The following is a 16,293-nucleotide window of genomic DNA, read 5'->3' on the forward strand; positions in this document are numbered from 1 at the left end:
GCGGCCGACCCTAATGCACGCCCGCGCGCTGCGCTGCCTCAAAATCGGCGGCGGGCGGCTCAGACGGGGATGACGCGGCTGTCCTTGATCCGCTTGAGGGTGAAGCTGGTGTTGATCGACTGCACGTCGGGCAGCTCGAGCAAGGCGTTCTTCACGGTCTGCTCGTAGTCGCGCACGCTGCGGGCGACGACCTGCAGCAGGTAGTCGTGCTCGCCGCTGAGCGAATAGCATTGCAGCACCTCCGGCACCCGCTCCACCGCCGCCTCGAAGGCGGCGAGGCGGTCGCGGCGGTGCTCGGCCATGCGCAGGAAGCAGAAGACGACGATCTCGAAGCCCGCCGCCTCCGGGTCGACGATGTAGCGCTTCTCGCTGACGATCCCGGCCTGCTGCAGCCGCTGGAGCCGCCGCCAGCAGGGCGAATGGCTCAGCCCCGTCGCCGCGCCGAGCTCGCGCATGGTGAGGCCGGGCCGCTCCTGGATGACCCGCAGGATGCGCCGGTCCGGTTCGTCGAGCTGCAAGTCCGTCTCCGCGTGCGAGGGTGACACGGGTGCCCGTGGGGCACCGCGAGAGGGCACAATGTACCGGCGCATGCTATATCTGCAAGACAGGACGGTCGCGTCGCGGCGCAGAAAGGTCAAAAAGAGTGACCTTGTTTCCGCGCCCCCGCGCCATCCTGCGGAGAGGGAGAAGGCCATGACCATATCGCTCGACGACAAGTACACGGCGCACGAGGGCCGGGTGTTCCTCACCGGGACGCAGGCACTGGTGCGATTGCCGATGACCCAGATGCGCCGCGACCGCGCGGCGGGGCTCAATACCGGCGCCTTCATCTCGGGCTACCGCGGCTCGCCGCTCGGCGGCTATGACCAGCAGCTCATGGCCGCGCGCCGTCACCTCGAGAAGCACGACGTGGTCTTCCAGCCGGGCCTCAACGAGGACCTCGCCGCCACCGCCGTCTGGGGCAGCCAGCAGCTGCACCTGTCGGAGGGCGCCCGGAAGGACGGGCTGCTCGGGATCTGGTACGGCAAGGGCCCCGGCGTCGACCGTTCGGGCGACGTGCTCAAGCACGCCAACGCCGCCGGCAGCGCCGCCCACGGCGGGGTGCTCGCCATCGCCGGCGACGATCACACCTGCAAGTCCTCCTCGATCCCGCACCAGTCCGACCACGCCTTCATGTCGGCGCTGATGCCGATGCTCTACCCGTCGTCGATCCACGAGTTCCTCGAGATGGGCCTGCTCGGGGTGGCGATGTCGCGCTACTCGGGCTGCTGGGTCGGCTTCAAGGTGATCTCCGAGACGGTGGAGATGACCTCCGTCATCGACCTCGCGCAGGAGGCGCGCCAGTTCGTGCTGCCCGAGGATTTCGAGCTGCCCGAGGGCGGGCTCAACCTGCGCTGGCCCGACCCGCCGCTGGTGCAGGACGCGCGGCTGCAGGAGATCAAGGGCTACGCGGCCATCGCCTTCGCCCGCGCCAACGGCATCGACCAGCTCGCCATCGCCAACCCCGACGCGCGCTTCGGCATCGTCGCCTCGGGCAAGGCCTTCGAGGACGTCCGTCAGGCGATGGCCGAGCTCGGCCTCGGGCCGGAGGAGCAGCGCGCCATCGGGCTGCGCCTCTACAAGGTGCGGATGCCCTGGCCGCTCGAGCCGGAGGGCATTCGGCACTTCTCGGAAGGGCTCGAGGAGGTGCTGATCGTCGAGGAGCGGCGCGAGATCATCGAGAACCAGATCAAGCAGCAGCTGTTCAACTGGCGCGCCGACGTCCGCCCGCGCATCGTCGGCAAGTTCGACGAGAAGGACCGCCCGTTCCTGTCGCATTCGCAGGGCCTGTCCGTGGGGCGGGTGGCGACGGCGCTGGCCGAGCGGATCCTGCGGCTCGACCTGCCCGAGGGGCTGGGCGAGCGGCTGCGCGCGCGCGCCGAGGTGCTGCGCGCCGCCGAGGCTCGCGCCGAGAGCCTCGCCCCGCCGGTGACGCGGCTGCCGCATTACTGCGCGGGCTGCCCGCACAACACCTCCACCCGGGTGCCCGAAGGCAGCAAGGCGATGGCCGGGATCGGCTGCCACTTCATGGCGCAGTGGATGGACCGGCGCACCGAGACCTTCACCCACATGGGCGGCGAGGGCGTGCCGTGGACGGCGATCGGCCGGTTCACCGACGAGACGCACCGCTTCGTCAATCTCGGCGACGGCACCTACTTCCATTCCGGCCACCTGGCGGTGCGCCAGTCCGTCGCCGCCGGGGCCAACATCACCTACAAGATCCTCTACAACGACGCCGTCGCGATGACGGGCGGGCAGAGCGTCGACGGGGTGCTGACGCCGCAGCAGATCACCCACCAGATGCACAACGAGGGCGTCGCGCGGATCGTGCTGATGTCCGACCGCCCCGACCTCTACGCGCCGCGCGACCTCGCCCCCGGCACCGAGATCCGCCACCGCGACGACATCGACGCCGTGATGCTCGAGCTGCGCGAGGTGCCGGGGGTGACGGTGATCGTCTTCGAGCAGACCTGCGCCGCCGAGAAGCGCCGCCGCCGCAAGCGCGGCAAGATGGAAGACCCGGACATGCGGGTCTGGATCAACCCGGCCGTCTGCGAGGGCTGCGGCGATTGCAGCGTGCAGTCCAACTGCATCGCGGTGGAGCCGGAAGAGACCGAGATGGGCCGCAAGCGGCGCATCAACCAGTCCATGTGCAACAAGGACTATTCCTGCCTGAAGGGCTTCTGCCCGTCCTTCGTCACCGTCCGGGGCGGCGCGCCGAGGAAGCGCCGCGCGCAGGGCGGCCCCGACCCCTCCGCGCTGCCCGAGCCGGCGCTGCCCGCGATCGAGCGCGCCTGGAACCTCGCGCTGGCGGGGGTCGGCGGGACGGGGGTGCTGACCATCGGCGCGATCCTCGGCATGGCGGCCCACGTGGAGGGCAAGGTGCCGATGATCCTCGACATGGCCGGCCTCGCGCAGAAGGGCGGGGCGGTGCTGTCGCACGTGCGCATCTCGCGCGCCGACCGCCCCGTCGCCGCGCCGCGCATCGCGGCCGGCGGGGCCGACCTGCTGCTCGGGGCCGACAGCGTGGTGGCGGCCTCGAAGGAGAGCCTGTCGCTCTGCGATCCCGGCCGCACCGACGCGGTGCTCAATACCAAGATCACGCCGGTCTCCGATTTCGTGCGCCTGCGCGACTTCGACTTCAGGGAGCCCGCCGTCGAGCGGCTGGTCGAGAAGAACGTGCGCAGCCGCGCGCACTTCCACGATTTCTCCGCGCTCGCCGCCGCGCTGACCGGCGACGAGATCGGGGCCAACATGATGATGCTGGGCCATGCCTGGCAGGCGGGGCTGGTGCCGATCGGGCGCGAGGCGATCCGGCAGGCGGTGGAGCTGAACGGCGTCGCCGTCGCCGCCAACCTCGCCGCGTTCGACTGGGGCCGGATGCTCGCCCACGACCCCGACGCCGTGACGCGCGCGGCCGGGCCGGAGACGCCGAAGCGGGCGGCGTTGCCGGAGATGAGCACCGAGGAGATCATCGCCCACCGGGTCCGCCACCTGACCGCCTACCAGAACGCCCGACTGGCGCGGCGCTACGAGGACCGGCTGGCGCGGCTGGCGGGCGTCGTCGCGCCCGAGGCGCTGCGGGCGGCGGCGATCTCCTATGCGCGGGTGCTGGCCTACAAGGACGAGTACGAGGTCGCCCGGCTCTATGCCGATCCGTCGTTCCGCGAGGGGCTGGGGGCGGCGTTCGAGGGGGATTTTCGTATTGCTTTCAACCTCGCGCCGCCGATGCTGCCGGGGGAGGACGCCTCGGGGCGGCCGAAGAAGCGCGAGGTGGGGCCGTGGGTGCTGCCGCTGTTCGGGATGCTGGCGCGGATGCGGTGGCTGCGGGGCAGCTGGGCCGATCCGTTCGGCTACGGGCGCGACCGGAAGATGGAGCGCCGCCTGATCGCGCTCTACGAGGACGACCTCGATCTGGCCGAGCACAGGGCGTGCACCGGGAATGCACGGGCCGTGCACGATCTGCTTGCCCTGCCGCAGCAGATCCGGGGCTATGGTCCGGTCAAGGAGGCGGCCTTCGCGGAGCAGGCCGCGCGGCGCGAGGCGCTGCGGCAGGCCCTGACAGACACCCCCGCCGGCCAGTCGGCGGCGGCCTGAGGAGGATTGGAATGTTCCAGGGATCGATGAGCTTCGACCTCGGCGAGGACGTCAACGCGCTGCGCGAGATGGTGCAGCGCTGGGCGCAGGAGCGGCTGCGGCCGATGGCCGGCGAGATCGACCGCGCCAACCGCTTTCCGCCCGAGCTGTGGGGCGAGCTGGGCGAGCTCGGCCTGCTCGGCATCACCGTGCCCGAAGAGTTCGGCGGCGCGGGGATGGGCTACCTCGCCCACACCGTCGCCGTCGAGGAGATCGCGCGGGCGTCGGCGTCGGTGGCGCTGAGCTACGGGGCGCATTCCAACCTCTGCGTCAATCAGATCGCCCTCAACGGCACCGACGCGCAGAAGCGCAAGTACCTCCCCGACCTGGTCAGCGGCGCCCATGTGGGCGCGCTGGCGATGTCGGAGGCGGGCGCGGGCTCGGACGTGGTGGGCATGAAGCTGCGCGCCGAGAAGCGCGGCGACGTCTACGTGCTCAACGGCAACAAGTACTGGATCACCAACGGCGGCGAGGCCGAGACGCTCGTCGTCTACGCCAAGACCGACCCGGAGGCGGGCAGCCGGGGGATCACCGCGTTCCTCGTCGAGAAGGGCTTCGCCGGCTTCAGCCAGTCGCCGCACTTCGACAAGCTCGGGATGCGCGGCTCCAACACCGTCGAGCTGGTCTTCGAGGACGTCGAGGTGCCGGCGGAGAACGTGCTCGGCGCGGAGGGCAAGGGCGTGCGGGTGCTGATGTCGGGGCTCGACTACGAGCGGGTCGTGCTGTCGGGGATCGGCACCGGGATCATGGCCGCGTGCCTCGACGAGATCATGCCCTACCTCCGGGAGCGCAGGCAATTCGGCCAGCCGATCGGGAGCTTCCAGCTCATGCAGGGCAAGATCGCCGACCTCTACACCAAGCTGAACACCGCGCGCGCCTACGTCTACGAGGTCGCCCGCGCCTGCGACCGGGGGCAGGTGACGCGCCAGGACGCGGCGGCCTGCGTGCTCTACGCCTCGGAGGAGGCGATGGTGGTCGCCCACCAGGCGGTGCAGGCGATGGGCGGTGCGGGCTTCATGAACGAGACGCCGGTGAGCCGCATCTTCCGCGACGCCAAGCTGATGGAGATCGGCGCGGGCACCTCGGAGATCCGGCGGATGCTGATCGGCCGCGAGCTGATGGGGCTGGCCTGATGGCGGTGCTGGGCTCCGCGATCTCGCCGCGCTCCGAGGCCTTCGCCGCCAACCGCGCCGCCCACGAGGCCGCGATGGCGCCGGTGCGCGAGGCGGCGGCGCTGGCCGAGGCCGGCGGCGGCGACAGGGCGCGCGCGCGCCATACCGGGCGCGGCAAGATCCTGCCGCGCGAGCGGGTGGCGCGGCTGCTCGATCCGGGTTCGCCGTTCCTCGAGGTGGGGCTGTTCGCGGCCCACGGGCTCTACGACGGGGCCGCCCCCGCCGCCGGGCTGATCGCCGGCATCGGCCGGGTGGCGGGGCGCGAGGTGATGGTGGTGTGCAACGACGCCACCGTGAAGGGCGGCACCTACTACCCGATGTCGGTCAAGAAACACCTGCGCGCCCAGGAGATCGCCGAGGCCAACCGGCTGCCGTGCGTCTACCTCGTCGACAGCGGCGGCGCGAACCTGCCCAACCAGGACGAGGTCTTCCCCGACCGCGACCATTTCGGGCGCATCTTCTTCAACCAGGCCAACATGTCGGCCAAGGGGATCGCGCAGATCGCCGTGGTGATGGGCTCGTGCACCGCCGGCGGGGCGTACGTGCCGGCGATGTCGGACGTGACGATCATCGTGCGCGAGCAGGGGACGATCTTTCTCGCCGGCCCGCCGCTGGTGAAGGCCGCGACGGGCGAGGTCGTCTCGGCCGAGGACCTCGGCGGCGGCGACGTCCACACGCGGCTGTCGGGCGTGGCCGACTACCTCGCCGACGACGACGCCCACGCGCTCGCGCTCGCCCGACAGGCGGTGGCGGGGCTGAACCTGACCAAGCCCGCGCAGCTCGACCTCGCGCCGCCCGAGCCGCCGCTCTACGACCCCGACGAGATCCTCGGCGTGGTGCCGGCCGACCTCAGGACGCCCTACGACATCCGCGAGGTCATCGCCCGGATCGTCGACGGCTCGCGCTTCGACGAGTTCAAGGCGCGCTACGGCGCCACCCTCGTCTGCGGCTTCGCGCACGTGATGGGGATGCCCGTGGGGATCGTCGCCAACAACGGGGTGCTGTTCTCGGAGAGCGCCGTGAAGGGGGCGCATTTCGTGGAGCTCTGCTCGCAGCGCAGGATTCCGCTTGTCTTCCTGCAGAACATCACCGGCTTCATGGTCGGGCGCGCCTACGAGGCGGGCGGCATCGCCAAGGACGGCGCGAAGCTCGTCACCGCCGTGGCGACGACGCGGGTGCCCAAGATCACGCTCCTGGTGGGCGGCTCGTTCGGTGCGGGCAATTACGGGATGTGCGGGCGCGCCTACGCGCCGCGCTTCCTGTGGAGCTGGCCCAACAGCCGCATCGCCGTAATGGGCGGCGAGCAGGCGGCCGGGGTGCTGGCGACGGTGAAGCGCGACGCCATCGAGCGCGGCGGCGGCAGCTGGTCGGACGCGGAGGAGGCGGCGTTCAAGGCGCCCACGATCGCGCAGTTCGAGCGCCAGTCGCACCCGCTCTACGCCTCGGCCCGGCTCTGGGACGACGGCATCGTCGATCCGCGGAAGAGCCGCGAGGTGCTGGCCCTGTCGCTGTCGGCGGCGCTCAACGCCGAGATCGAGGCCACGCGCTTCGGCGTGTTCCGGATGTGAGGGGGAGCCGATGTTTCGCAAGATCCTGATCGCCAACCGGGGCGAGATCGCCTGCCGCGTCATCGCCACCGCCCGCCGGCTCGGCATCGCCACCGTCGCGGTCTATTCCGACGCCGACGCGGGCGCGCGGCACGTGGCGATGGCCGACGAGGCGGTGCGCCTCGGCCCGCCGCCGGCGGCGGAGAGCTACCTGCGGGGCGACGCGATCATCGCGGCGGCGCGCGCGACCGGGGCGGAGGCGATCCATCCGGGCTATGGCTTCCTGTCGGAGAACGCGGGCTTCGTGGAGGCTGTCGAGGCGGCGGGGCTGGTGTTCATCGGGCCGCCCGCCGGCGCGATCCGGGCGATGGGGCTCAAGGACGCGGCGAAGGCGCTGATGGAGGAGGCCGGGGTGCCGGTGGTGCCGGGCTATCACGGCGCGGACCAGGACCCGGAGCGGCTGGCCGCCGAGGCCGGGCGGATCGGCTACCCGGTGCTCATCAAGGCGCGCGCCGGGGGCGGCGGCAAGGGGATGCGGCTGGTCGAGCGGCCGGCCGAGTTCGCCGCCGCGCTCGAGGGGGCGCGGCGCGAGGCGCAGGCGAGCTTCGGCGACGGGGCGTGCCTGATCGAGAAGTACGTCACCCGGCCGCGCCACATCGAGATCCAGGTGTTCGGCGATGCCCACGGCAACGTCGTCCACCTGTTCGAGCGCGACTGCTCGCTGCAGCGCCGCCACCAGAAGGTGATCGAGGAGGCTCCCGCGCCGGACATGCCAGAGGCGGTGCGCGCGGCGATGGGGCGCGCGGCGGTCGAGGCGGCGAAGGCGATCGGGTACGAGGGGGCGGGGACGGTGGAGTTCATCGTCGACGGCTCGGGGCCGCTGCGCGAGGACGGGTTCTGGTTCATGGAGATGAACACCCGGCTGCAGGTCGAGCACCCGGTCTCGGAGGCGATCACCGGGCTCGACTTCGTGGAGCTGCAGTTGCGCGTCGCCGCCGGCGAGCCGCTGCCGGTGCGCCAGGAGGCGCTGGCCATCGACGGCTGGGCGTTCGAGGCGCGGCTCTACGCGGAGGACGTGGGCCGGGGGTTCCTGCCGGCGACGGGGCGGCTCGACCACCTGGCGTTTCCCGAGGCGCGCGCCTTCGCGCCGGGGGCGGGGGCGGTCAGGATCGACAGCGGGGTGCGGCAGGGCGACGAGATCAGCCCGTGGTACGATCCGATGATCGCGAAGGTGATCGTGCACGGCCCGACGCGCGGCGCGGCGCTCGCGATGCTGACGCGGGCGCTGGAGGGGTGCCGGATCACCGGGTCGGTGACGAACCTCGGCTTCCTCGCGCGGCTGTCGCGGCACGAAAGCTTTGCGCGCGGCGAGGTCGATACCGGACTGATCGCGCGCGACCTCGAGGCGCTGACCGGGGAGCCGGCGGAGGCGCCGGAGGATGTCGCGCTGGCGGCGCTGGGGGCGTTGGAGCTGCTGGCGCCGAGGGAGGGGCGCGATCCTTGGGACGTGCTGGCCGGGTTCCGGCAGTGGGGTGTCGCGGAGCAGGTGGTGCGGCTCGGCGAGCGGGACGTGCGCGTGGCGCTGCTCGGCGGGGGGCGCTACCGCGTCGAGGCGGGCGATGGGGCGGTGACGCTCGGGCTCGCGGCGGGCGAGGGCGGCGCGGTCCGGGTCGAGGTGGACGGGCGGCAGTTCGGCGCCGAGGTCGTCGCGGGGGCGGGGCGGGTCACGGTGTTCCGCGACGGGCTGAGCCGGAGCTACGAGCTGCCCGACCCGCTCGCGGGCGCGGCGGCGGAGCAGGCCGGGGGCGACGCGCTCGTGGCGCCGATGCCGGGGCTGGTGCGGGCGATCCTGACGACGCCCGGCGCGCGGGTGAGCCGGGGCGAGCCGCTGCTGGTGCTCGAGGCGATGAAGATGGAGCACACGCTCAGCGCGCCGCGCGACGGCACCGTGGCCGAACTGCTCGCCGCCGAGGGCGAGCAGGTGACGGACGGATCGCTGCTGCTGGCGCTGGAGGCGGAGGATGGCTGAGCGGGTCTCGCTGTTCGAGGTCGGCCCGCGCGACGGGCTGCAGAACGAGGCGGCGGCGATCGCGACGGCCGACAAGGTGCGGCTGGTGGACCTGCTGTCGGCCACGGGGCTGACCCGGATCGAGGTGACGAGCTTCGTCAGCCCGCGCTGGGTGCCGCAGATGGCGGATGCCGCCGAGGTGCTGGCGGGGATCGCCCGCCGGCCCGGCGTCACCTACGCGGCGCTGACGCCCAACCTGCGCGGGCTGGAGGCGGCGCTGGCGGCGGGGGCGGACGAGGTGGCGGTGTTCGCCTCGGCCTCGGAGGGCTTCAGCCGGGCCAACATCAACTGCTCCGTCGCCGACAGCCTCGCGCGCTTCCGGCCGGTCTGCGCGGCGGCGGCCGAGGCGGGGGTGCCGGTGCGGGGCTACGTCTCCTGCGTGACCGACTGCCCCTACGACGGCCCCGTCAAGCCCGCCGCCGTCGCCGACGTGGCCGTCGCGCTGGCGCGGATGGGGTGCCGCGAGATCAGCCTCGGCGACACGCTTGGCCGAGCGACGCCCGAGCGCGTGGAGCGGATGCTCGGCGCGGTGCTCGACTCGCTGCCCGCCGAGCGCCTCGCGGGGCATTTCCACGACACCGGCGGGCAGGCGCTCGACAACATCGAGGCCAGCGTCGCGCTCGGCCTGCGCAGCTTCGATGCCGCCGTGGGCGGGCTCGGCGGCTGCCCCTATGCGCCCGGCGCGGCGGGCAACGTGGCGACGGAGGCGGTCGTCGCGCGGCTCGCGGAGCTCGGCCTGGAGACCGGCGTCGATGCCGCCGCGCTGGCGGAGGCCGCCGCGTTCGCCAAGGGTTTGAGGACGGAACCATGAGCTACGAGACACTCGACATCCGCCGCGACGCGCGCGGCGTCGTCTACGTGACGCTGAACGTGCCCGAGAAGCGCAACGTGCTGTCGGCGCGGATGATCGGCGAGCTGACCGAGTTCGCCGCCGCGCCCGGCGCGGCGCGGGCCGTGGTGCTGGCGGGAGCGGGCAAGGTGTTCTGCGCCGGGGGCGACCTGGGATGGATGCGCGCCCAGATGGCGGCCGACCGCGCCACGCGGATGCGCGAGGCGCGCCGGCTGGCGGAGATGCTGCAGGCGCTCAACACGCTGCCGCTGCCGCTGATCGGGCGGGTGCATGGCGGGGCGTTCGGCGGTGGCGTCGGGCTGGCCTGCGTGTGCGACGTGGCGGTGGCCGAGGAGGGCACTCGGTTCGGCTTCACCGAGACGCGGCTGGGCCTGATCCCGGCGACCATCGGGCCCTACGTGATCGCGCGGATGGGCGAGGGGCGCGCGCGGCGGGTGTTCATGTCGGCGCGCCTGTTCGACGCGGCCGAGGCCGTGGCGCTGGGCGTCGTCGCCCGCGCGGTGCCCGAAGCAGGAATGGACGCCGCGATAGAGGCCGAGGTCGCGCCCTACCTCGCCACGGCGCCCGGCGCGGTCGCCGCCGCCAAGGCGCTCGCCCGCAGTCTCGGGCCGCGCATCGACGCCGACGTCATCGACGACAGCGTCGCCCGCCTCGCCGACACCTGGGAGGGCGACGAGGCGCGGGCGGGGACGGCGGCGTTCTTCGACAAGGTGCCGCCGCCCTGGGCCGGGTAGGCGGGGTCGGCGTTACTCGGCGGCGTCCTTGTAGGCTTCCATCGGCGGGCAGGTGCAGGTGAGGTTGCGGTCGCCCCAGGCGTTGTCGACGCGGTTGACCGGGGGCCAGTACTTGTCGACGCGGAACGCGCCGGGCGGGAAGCAGCCGGTCTCGCGCGAATAGGGGCGGTCCCAGTCGCGGACGAGGTCTTCCATCGTGTGCGGCGCGTTCTTGAGCGGGTTGGCCTCGCGGTCGGCGCGGCCTTCCTCGATATCGGCGATCTCGGCGCGGATGGCGAGCATGGCGTCGCAGAAGCGGTCGAGCTCGGCCTTGGTCTCGGACTCGGTCGGCTCGATCATCAGCGTGCCGGCGACGGGCCAGCTCATGGTCGGCGCGTGGAAGCCGCAATCGACGAGGCGCTTGGCGATGTCGTCGACCGTCACCCCGGCGCTGTCGGCGAAGGGGCGGGTGTCGATGATGCACTCGTGCGCGACGCGCCCCGAGGGGCCCTTGTAGAGCACGTCGTAGGCGCCATCGAGGCGCCTGGCGATGTAGTTGGCGTTGAGGATCGCGACGCGGGTCGCCTGCGTCAGGCCCTCGCCGCCCATCATCAGGCAGTAGGCCCAGGAGATCGGCAGCAGCGACGGCGAGCCGAAGGGGGCGGCGGAGACCGCGCCCTCGCCGGTGGCGGGATCGCCCGGCAGGTGCTCGACAAGGTGGCTCTTGACGCCGATCGGCCCCATGCCGGGGCCGCCGCCGCCGTGCGGGATGCAGAAGGTCTTGTGGAGGTTGAGGTGGCTGACGTCGCCGCCGAGATCGCCCGGGCGAGACAGGCCCACCATCGCGTTCATGTTGGCGCCGTCGATGTAGACCTGCCCGCCATGTTCGTGGGTGATGCGGCAGACCTCGATCACCGTCTCCTCGAAGACGCCGTGGGTCGAGGGGTAGGTGATCATCGAGGCGGCGAGGGTGTCGGCGTATTGCTCGGCCTTGGCGCGGAAGTCGTCGAGGTCGATGTCGCCGTTGGCGGCCGACTTGATCGGCACGACCTTCCAGCCGACCATCTGCGCCGAGGCCGGGTTGGTGCCGTGGGCGGACATGGGGATCAGGCAGATGTTGCGGTGCCCCTCGCCGCGCGCGCGGTGGTGGCCGGCGATGGTCAGCAGGCCCGCGTACTCGCCCTGCGCGCCGGAATTGGGCTGCATCGAGATGGCGTCGTAGCCGGTCACGTCGCAGAGCTTGGCGGAGAGGTCGTCGATCATCTCCGTGTAGCCCGCCGCCTGTTCGCGCGGGGCGTAGGGGTGGAGCAGGGAGAACTCGTCCCACGTCACCGGCATCATCTCGGCGGCGGAGTTGAGCTTCATGGTGCAGGAGCCGAGCGGGATCATCGCGCGGTCGAGCGCGAGGTCGCGGTCGGAGAGGCGGCGCATGTAGCGCATCATCTCGGTCTCGGCGCGGTTCATGTGGAAGACCGGGTGGGTCAGGTAGGCAGAACTCCGCACGAGGCTCTCGGGCAGGCGGTAGCGGGGGGTGTAGTCGTCGTCGCGCCGGTCGATGCCGAAGGCGCGCCAGACGGCCTGGATCGTGGCCGGGCGGGTGCGCTCGTCGAGGGTGATGCCGATGCGGCCGTCGGCGACGCGGCGCAGGTTGATGCCCTCGTCGACGGCGGCCTGCAGGATCGCGGACTGCCTGCCCCCGACCTCGACGGTGATCGTGTCGAAGAAGCTCTTGGGCGCGACGTCGAACCCCGCCTCCGCAAGCCCCTCGGCGAGGCGGACCGTCTTGCGGTGGATGCGCTGGGCGATGGCCTTGAGCCCCTCGGGGCCGTGGAAGACGGCGTAGAAGCCGGCCATCACCGCCAGCAGCGCCTGCGCGGTGCAGACGTTGGAGGTCGCCTTCTCGCGGCGGATGTGCTGCTCGCGGGTCTGCAGCGCGAGGCGGTAGGCGCGGTTGCCGTGGCTGTCGATGGAGACGCCGACGATGCGGCCGGGCATGTTGCGGGCGTAGGCCTGCTTCGTCGCCATGTAGGCGGCGTGGGGGCCGCCGTAGCCGATGGGGACGCCGAAGCGCTGGGTGCTGCCGACGGCGATGTCGGCGCCCATCGCGCCGGGCTCCTTGAGCAGGCAGAGCGCCATCGGGTCGGCGGCGACGATGCCGATGGCCTTGTGCTCGTGCAGCGCCGACATCTCGTCGGTGAAGTCGCGCAGGTGGCCGTGGGTGCCGGGGTACTGGAAGATCGCGCCGAACACGGACCCCGGGTCGAGCGTGTCGGGCGCGCCGACGATGACCTCGATGCCCAGCGGCGCGGCGCGGGTCTTCATCACCGAGATGTTCTGCGGATGGCAGGATTCGTCGACGAAGAAGGCCTTGAGCTTCGACTTGGACACCCGCTGCGCCATGGTCATCGCCTCGGCGCAGGCGGTGGCCTCGTCGAGCAGCGAGGCGTTGGCGATCTCGAGCCCGGTGAGGTCGGAGACCATGGTCTGGAAGTTGAGCAGCGCCTCGAGCCGGCCCTGGCTGATCTCGGGCTGGTAGGGCGTGTAGGCCGTGTACCAGGCCGGGTTCTCGAGGATGTTGCGCTGGATCGCGGGCGGCGTGACGGTGCCGTGGTAGCCCTGGCCGATGAGCGAGACGAGCACCTCGTTCTTCGACGCGGTGACCTTCATGCGGTGCAGCAGCTCGCGCTCCGACAGGGGCTTGCCGAAGTCGAGCGGCGCGGCCTGCCGGATCTTGGGCGGCAGGGTGTCGTCTATCAGCGCCTCGAGGCTGTCGGCACCGACCACGTCGAGCATCTCGTCCATCTCGGCGGGCGAAGGGCCGATGTGGCGGCGGTTGGCGAAGTCGTAGGGCAGATAGTCTGTCGGCTTGAAGGTCATCTGGGGCTCCGGGCGTCAGCCGATGAGGGCGTTGTAGGCGTCTTCGTCCAGGCACTCGTCCATCTGCGACGGGTCGGAGGGCTTGATCTTGAAGAACCAGCCGGCGCCGGTGGCGTCCTCGTTGGCGAGCGCGGGGTTGTCGGCGAGGTCGGTGTTGACCTCGGTCACCTCGCCGTCGAGCGGCGCCATGATCTCGGAGGCGGCCTTGACGCTCTCGATCACCACGATCTCGTCGCCCTTGGAGACGGTGGCGCCCACCTCGGGCAGTTCGACGAAGACGATGTCGCCGAGCTGGGTGGTGGCGTGCTTGGTGATGCCGACGGTGACGATGTCGCCCTCGGGGCGCAGCCACTCGTGCTCTTCGGTGTACTTCATGCGGGTCTCCCTGGTGTCAGCGTTTGAAGTTGGCCGGGGTGAAGGGCAGGGCGGTGACGGTGAGCGGCAGGCGCTTGCCCCGCAGCTCGCCATGCACGACCGTGCCCGGCGCGGCCAGTTCGGCGGGGACATATCCCATCGCGACCGGCCCGCCAACGGTGGGGCCGAAGCCGCCCGAGGTGATCCGCCCGACCGGCGTGTCGTCGTCGGCGCCCGCGTAGAGCGGCACGCCCTCGCGCATCGGCGCGCGGCCCTCCGGGCGCAGCCCGACCCGGCGGCGGGCGGGGCCGTCGGCGAGCTCGCGCAGGATCGTCTCGGCGCCGGGAAAGCCGCCGGCGCGGGCGCCGTCGCGGCGGCGGACCTTCTGGATCGCCCAGCCCAGCGCCGCCTCGGCGGGCGTGGTGCTCTCGTCGATGTCGTGGCCGTAGAGGCAAAGCCCGGCCTCGAGCCGCAGGCTGTCGCGCGCGCCGAGGCCGATGGGGGCGACGTCGCCGTGCGCCAGCAGCCGCCGGGCGAGCGCCTCGGCCCGGTCGGCGGGCACCGAGATCTCGTAGCCGTCCTCGCCGGTGTAGCCCGACCGCGAGACCCAGCACTCGGCCCCCTCGAGCGTCAGCGTCGCGACGTCCATGAAGCGCATGTCGGCGGCCTCCGGCGCGAGGTCGGCCAGCACCGCCTCGGCGGCCGGGCCCTGCAGCGCCAGCAGCGCGCGGTCGGTGATCTCGTGGACCTCGACGCCCTGCAGCGTGCGCAGGTGCGCGAGGTCGTGGGCCTTGCGCGCGGCATTGACCACGAGGAACAGGTGATCGCCCCGGTTCGCCAGCATCAGGTCGTCGAGCAGCCCGCCGCTGTCGTCGGTGAAGAGGCCGTAGCGCTGGCGGCCCTCGGCGAGGCCGGCGACGTCGACCGGCACCAGCGTCTCGAGCGCCTCGGCGGCGGCGGCGGTGCTGTCGGCGCGCAGGATGACCTGCCCCATGTGGCTGACGTCGAACAGCCCGGCCCGCGCGCGGGTGTGGAGGTGCTCCTGCATCACGCCCATCGGGTATTGCAGCGGCATCTCGTAGCCCGCGAAGACCACCATCCGCGCCCCAAGCTCGACATGCAGCGCGTGCAGCGGCGTCCGAAGCGGTTCGCCCATCCTTGTCCTCCCTCGCAGCCCCGGACCCGCCGTCGCGCAGGCCCGCCGGGGCATCCTAGCGCGATCGCACGCGGTTGTGCAGGTGAAGCGTGACGCGGCTGTCCCGACGGCAGGTGGCGTGGGGGGCGCAGGTGCGGCGGCGGGGATTCGGCCGTCGGGCGCGGGGGCGAAACAATGCCGCCGGGGCAGGCGGATTGGCGGAGCGCATAGGCGCGCCGAGCCGTGAGCAATTGTTAACGTTTGTGCGACAGTCGCTCGCAAAGCGGGAGATTGGGCGCTGACTGGGGACTGATGCCTCCCCAGGGTTGATTTCACTGCAAGTTGTTTCCGCAACTGGATAATGTGGCATCAATAAGGCTGTTCAGCGGCGAGCTTGCGCAGCTACTGTGTCAGCAATTCGATCCGCATCATTAACCATTTCGGACCGGGACGGGGGTCAGCGACGATGACCATGCACTGCGCCGATCTTCACGCGAGCGAGGGGGACGCGGCCGTTCGGCCGGCGGCCGCTCGTCGGCGCCGGTCCGTCTATGAGGGGGGGCCGAAGCGGATGTTCGACATCCTCTTCGTGCTGCTGATCGCGCCGTTCGTGCTGCCGCTGATCGCCGTGCTGGCGCTGCTCGTGCGGCTCGACGGCGGCCCGGCCTTCTACTCGCAGGTCCGGGTCGGCCGGGGCGGGCGGAAGTTCCGGATGCTGAAGCTGCGCACGATGGTGCGCGACGCCGACAGCCGGCTGGCCCAGCACCTCGCGCAGAACCCGCAGGCGGCGGCGGAGTGGGCGCAGAAGCAGAAGCTTGTGGACGATCCGCGCATCACCCCGCTGGGGCGTGTCCTGCGGCGGACCAGCCTCGACGAGCTGCCCCAGATCCTCAACGTGCTGCGCGGCAACATGAGCGTCGTCGGGCCGCGCCCCTTCACCGCCGAGCAGGAAGCGGAATACCGGCAGTGCGGCGGCGCGCTCTACTTCGCGATGCGCCCCGGGCTGACCGGCCCGTGGCAGGTCTCCGACCGGCACGGGTCGCGGTTCGTGGACCGCAAGCTGTTCGACGATCACTACGTGCGGACGCTCTCGCTGGGCAACGACCTGCGCTACGTGCTGCTGACCGTGGTGGCGATGATCGCCTGCACCGGGCGCTGAACGGCCCCCGGCTGCGCGCTCAGGCGGGGGCGGGCCGTGCCGGCGCGCCCTCGCGGGCGGGCGGGCGCAGGAGCGAGATCGCGGCCGCGAGCGCGACGCCCGTCATCCCGCCGAGCACGTAGGCCAGAATGGCGGCGAGCGGGCCGGCGTGGAGCCAGGCGAGCGTCGCCGCGCCAATCGCCAGGAGCAGCCCTGCTGCAAGAGACCGGAATGCGTTCATTGCCTCGTCCTCTCCGTTCGCT

General features: G+C 72.1%; 12 protein-coding genes. 7 read left to right on the forward strand and 5 right to left on the reverse strand.

Annotated elements, in window-relative coordinates:
• Window positions 1-59: 59 nt before the first annotated feature.
• Window positions 60-518 carry an Lrp/AsnC family transcriptional regulator gene (locus OG2516_RS14695; protein WP_007256497.1) on the reverse strand — a complete coding sequence of 153 codons (459 nt, stop codon included), beginning with the start codon at window positions 516-518 and terminating at the stop codon, window positions 60-62.
• 70 nt (window positions 519-588) lie between these two features.
• On the opposite strand from OG2516_RS14695, the gene OG2516_RS14700 reads away from it, so the two are divergent.
• The 6 genes from OG2516_RS14700 to OG2516_RS14725 are packed head-to-tail and all read left to right on the forward strand — an operon-like array spanning window position 589 to window position 10,547.
• The gene (locus tag OG2516_RS14700) at window positions 589-4,137 is read left to right on the forward strand and encodes an indolepyruvate ferredoxin oxidoreductase family protein (protein WP_083788612.1); all 3,549 of its coding nucleotides are present in this window, start codon (window positions 589-591) and stop codon (window positions 4,135-4,137) included.
• Between the two features lie 11 nt (window positions 4,138-4,148).
• Window positions 4,149-5,309, forward strand: coding sequence for an acyl-CoA dehydrogenase family protein (locus OG2516_RS14705; protein ID WP_007256499.1), 1,161 nt, complete (start codon window positions 4,149-4,151; stop codon window positions 5,307-5,309).
• On the forward strand, window positions 5,309-6,916 hold the full coding sequence (locus OG2516_RS14710) for a carboxyl transferase domain-containing protein (RefSeq protein WP_007256500.1): 1,608 nt from the start codon (window positions 5,309-5,311) through the stop codon (window positions 6,914-6,916). Before OG2516_RS14705 ends, OG2516_RS14710 begins: the two co-directional genes overlap by 1 nt.
• Window positions 6,917-6,926: 10 nt before the next feature.
• Window positions 6,927-8,924, forward strand: a complete 1,998-nt coding sequence (locus tag OG2516_RS14715) for an acetyl-CoA carboxylase biotin carboxylase subunit (RefSeq protein WP_007256501.1) — start codon at window positions 6,927-6,929, stop codon at window positions 8,922-8,924.
• Window positions 8,917-9,774: a hydroxymethylglutaryl-CoA lyase gene (locus OG2516_RS14720; protein ID WP_007256502.1), complete on the forward strand. Its 858-nt coding sequence runs from the start codon at window positions 8,917-8,919 to the stop codon at window positions 9,772-9,774. Before OG2516_RS14715 ends, OG2516_RS14720 begins: the two co-directional genes overlap by 8 nt.
• Window positions 9,771-10,547 carry a crotonase/enoyl-CoA hydratase family protein gene (locus OG2516_RS14725; RefSeq protein ID WP_007256503.1) on the forward strand — a complete coding sequence of 259 codons (777 nt, stop codon included), beginning with the start codon at window positions 9,771-9,773 and terminating at the stop codon, window positions 10,545-10,547. The genes OG2516_RS14720 and OG2516_RS14725 overlap by 4 nt, the downstream gene beginning before the upstream one ends.
• A gap of 12 nt (window positions 10,548-10,559) precedes the next feature.
• Here the strand turns inward: OG2516_RS14725 and gcvP are convergent, their stop codons facing one another.
• The 3 genes from gcvP to gcvT are packed head-to-tail and all read right to left on the reverse strand — an operon-like array spanning window position 10,560 to window position 14,913.
• Window positions 10,560-13,403: an aminomethyl-transferring glycine dehydrogenase gene (gene gcvP, locus OG2516_RS14730; RefSeq protein WP_007256504.1), complete on the reverse strand. Its 2,844-nt coding sequence runs from the start codon at window positions 13,401-13,403 to the stop codon at window positions 10,560-10,562.
• 15 nt (window positions 13,404-13,418) lie between these two features.
• The gene (gcvH, locus tag OG2516_RS14735) at window positions 13,419-13,778 is read right to left on the reverse strand and encodes a glycine cleavage system protein GcvH (RefSeq protein ID WP_007256505.1); all 360 of its coding nucleotides are present in this window, start codon (window positions 13,776-13,778) and stop codon (window positions 13,419-13,421) included.
• Window positions 13,779-13,794: 16 nt separating this feature from the next.
• Window positions 13,795-14,913, reverse strand: a complete 1,119-nt coding sequence (gene gcvT, locus OG2516_RS14740; protein WP_007256506.1) for a glycine cleavage system aminomethyltransferase GcvT — start codon at window positions 14,911-14,913, stop codon at window positions 13,795-13,797.
• A gap of 550 nt (window positions 14,914-15,463) precedes the next feature.
• On the opposite strand from gcvT, the gene OG2516_RS14745 reads away from it, so the two are divergent.
• The gene (locus OG2516_RS14745; RefSeq protein ID WP_007256507.1) at window positions 15,464-16,051 is read left to right on the forward strand and encodes a sugar transferase; all 588 of its coding nucleotides are present in this window, start codon (window positions 15,464-15,466) and stop codon (window positions 16,049-16,051) included.
• 19 nt (window positions 16,052-16,070) lie between these two features.
• On the opposite strand, the gene OG2516_RS14750 is transcribed toward OG2516_RS14745, so the two are convergent.
• A complete protein-coding gene (locus OG2516_RS14750) occupies window positions 16,071-16,271 on the reverse strand; it encodes a hypothetical protein (RefSeq protein ID WP_007256508.1) in 201 nt (66 codons plus the stop codon).
• Window positions 16,272-16,293: the final 22 nt, after the last annotated feature.

The sequence above is a fragment of the Oceanicola granulosus HTCC2516 genome (genome assembly GCF_000153305.1).
In the GTDB taxonomy this organism is placed as follows: domain Bacteria; phylum Pseudomonadota; class Alphaproteobacteria; order Rhodobacterales; family Rhodobacteraceae; genus Oceanicola; species Oceanicola granulosus.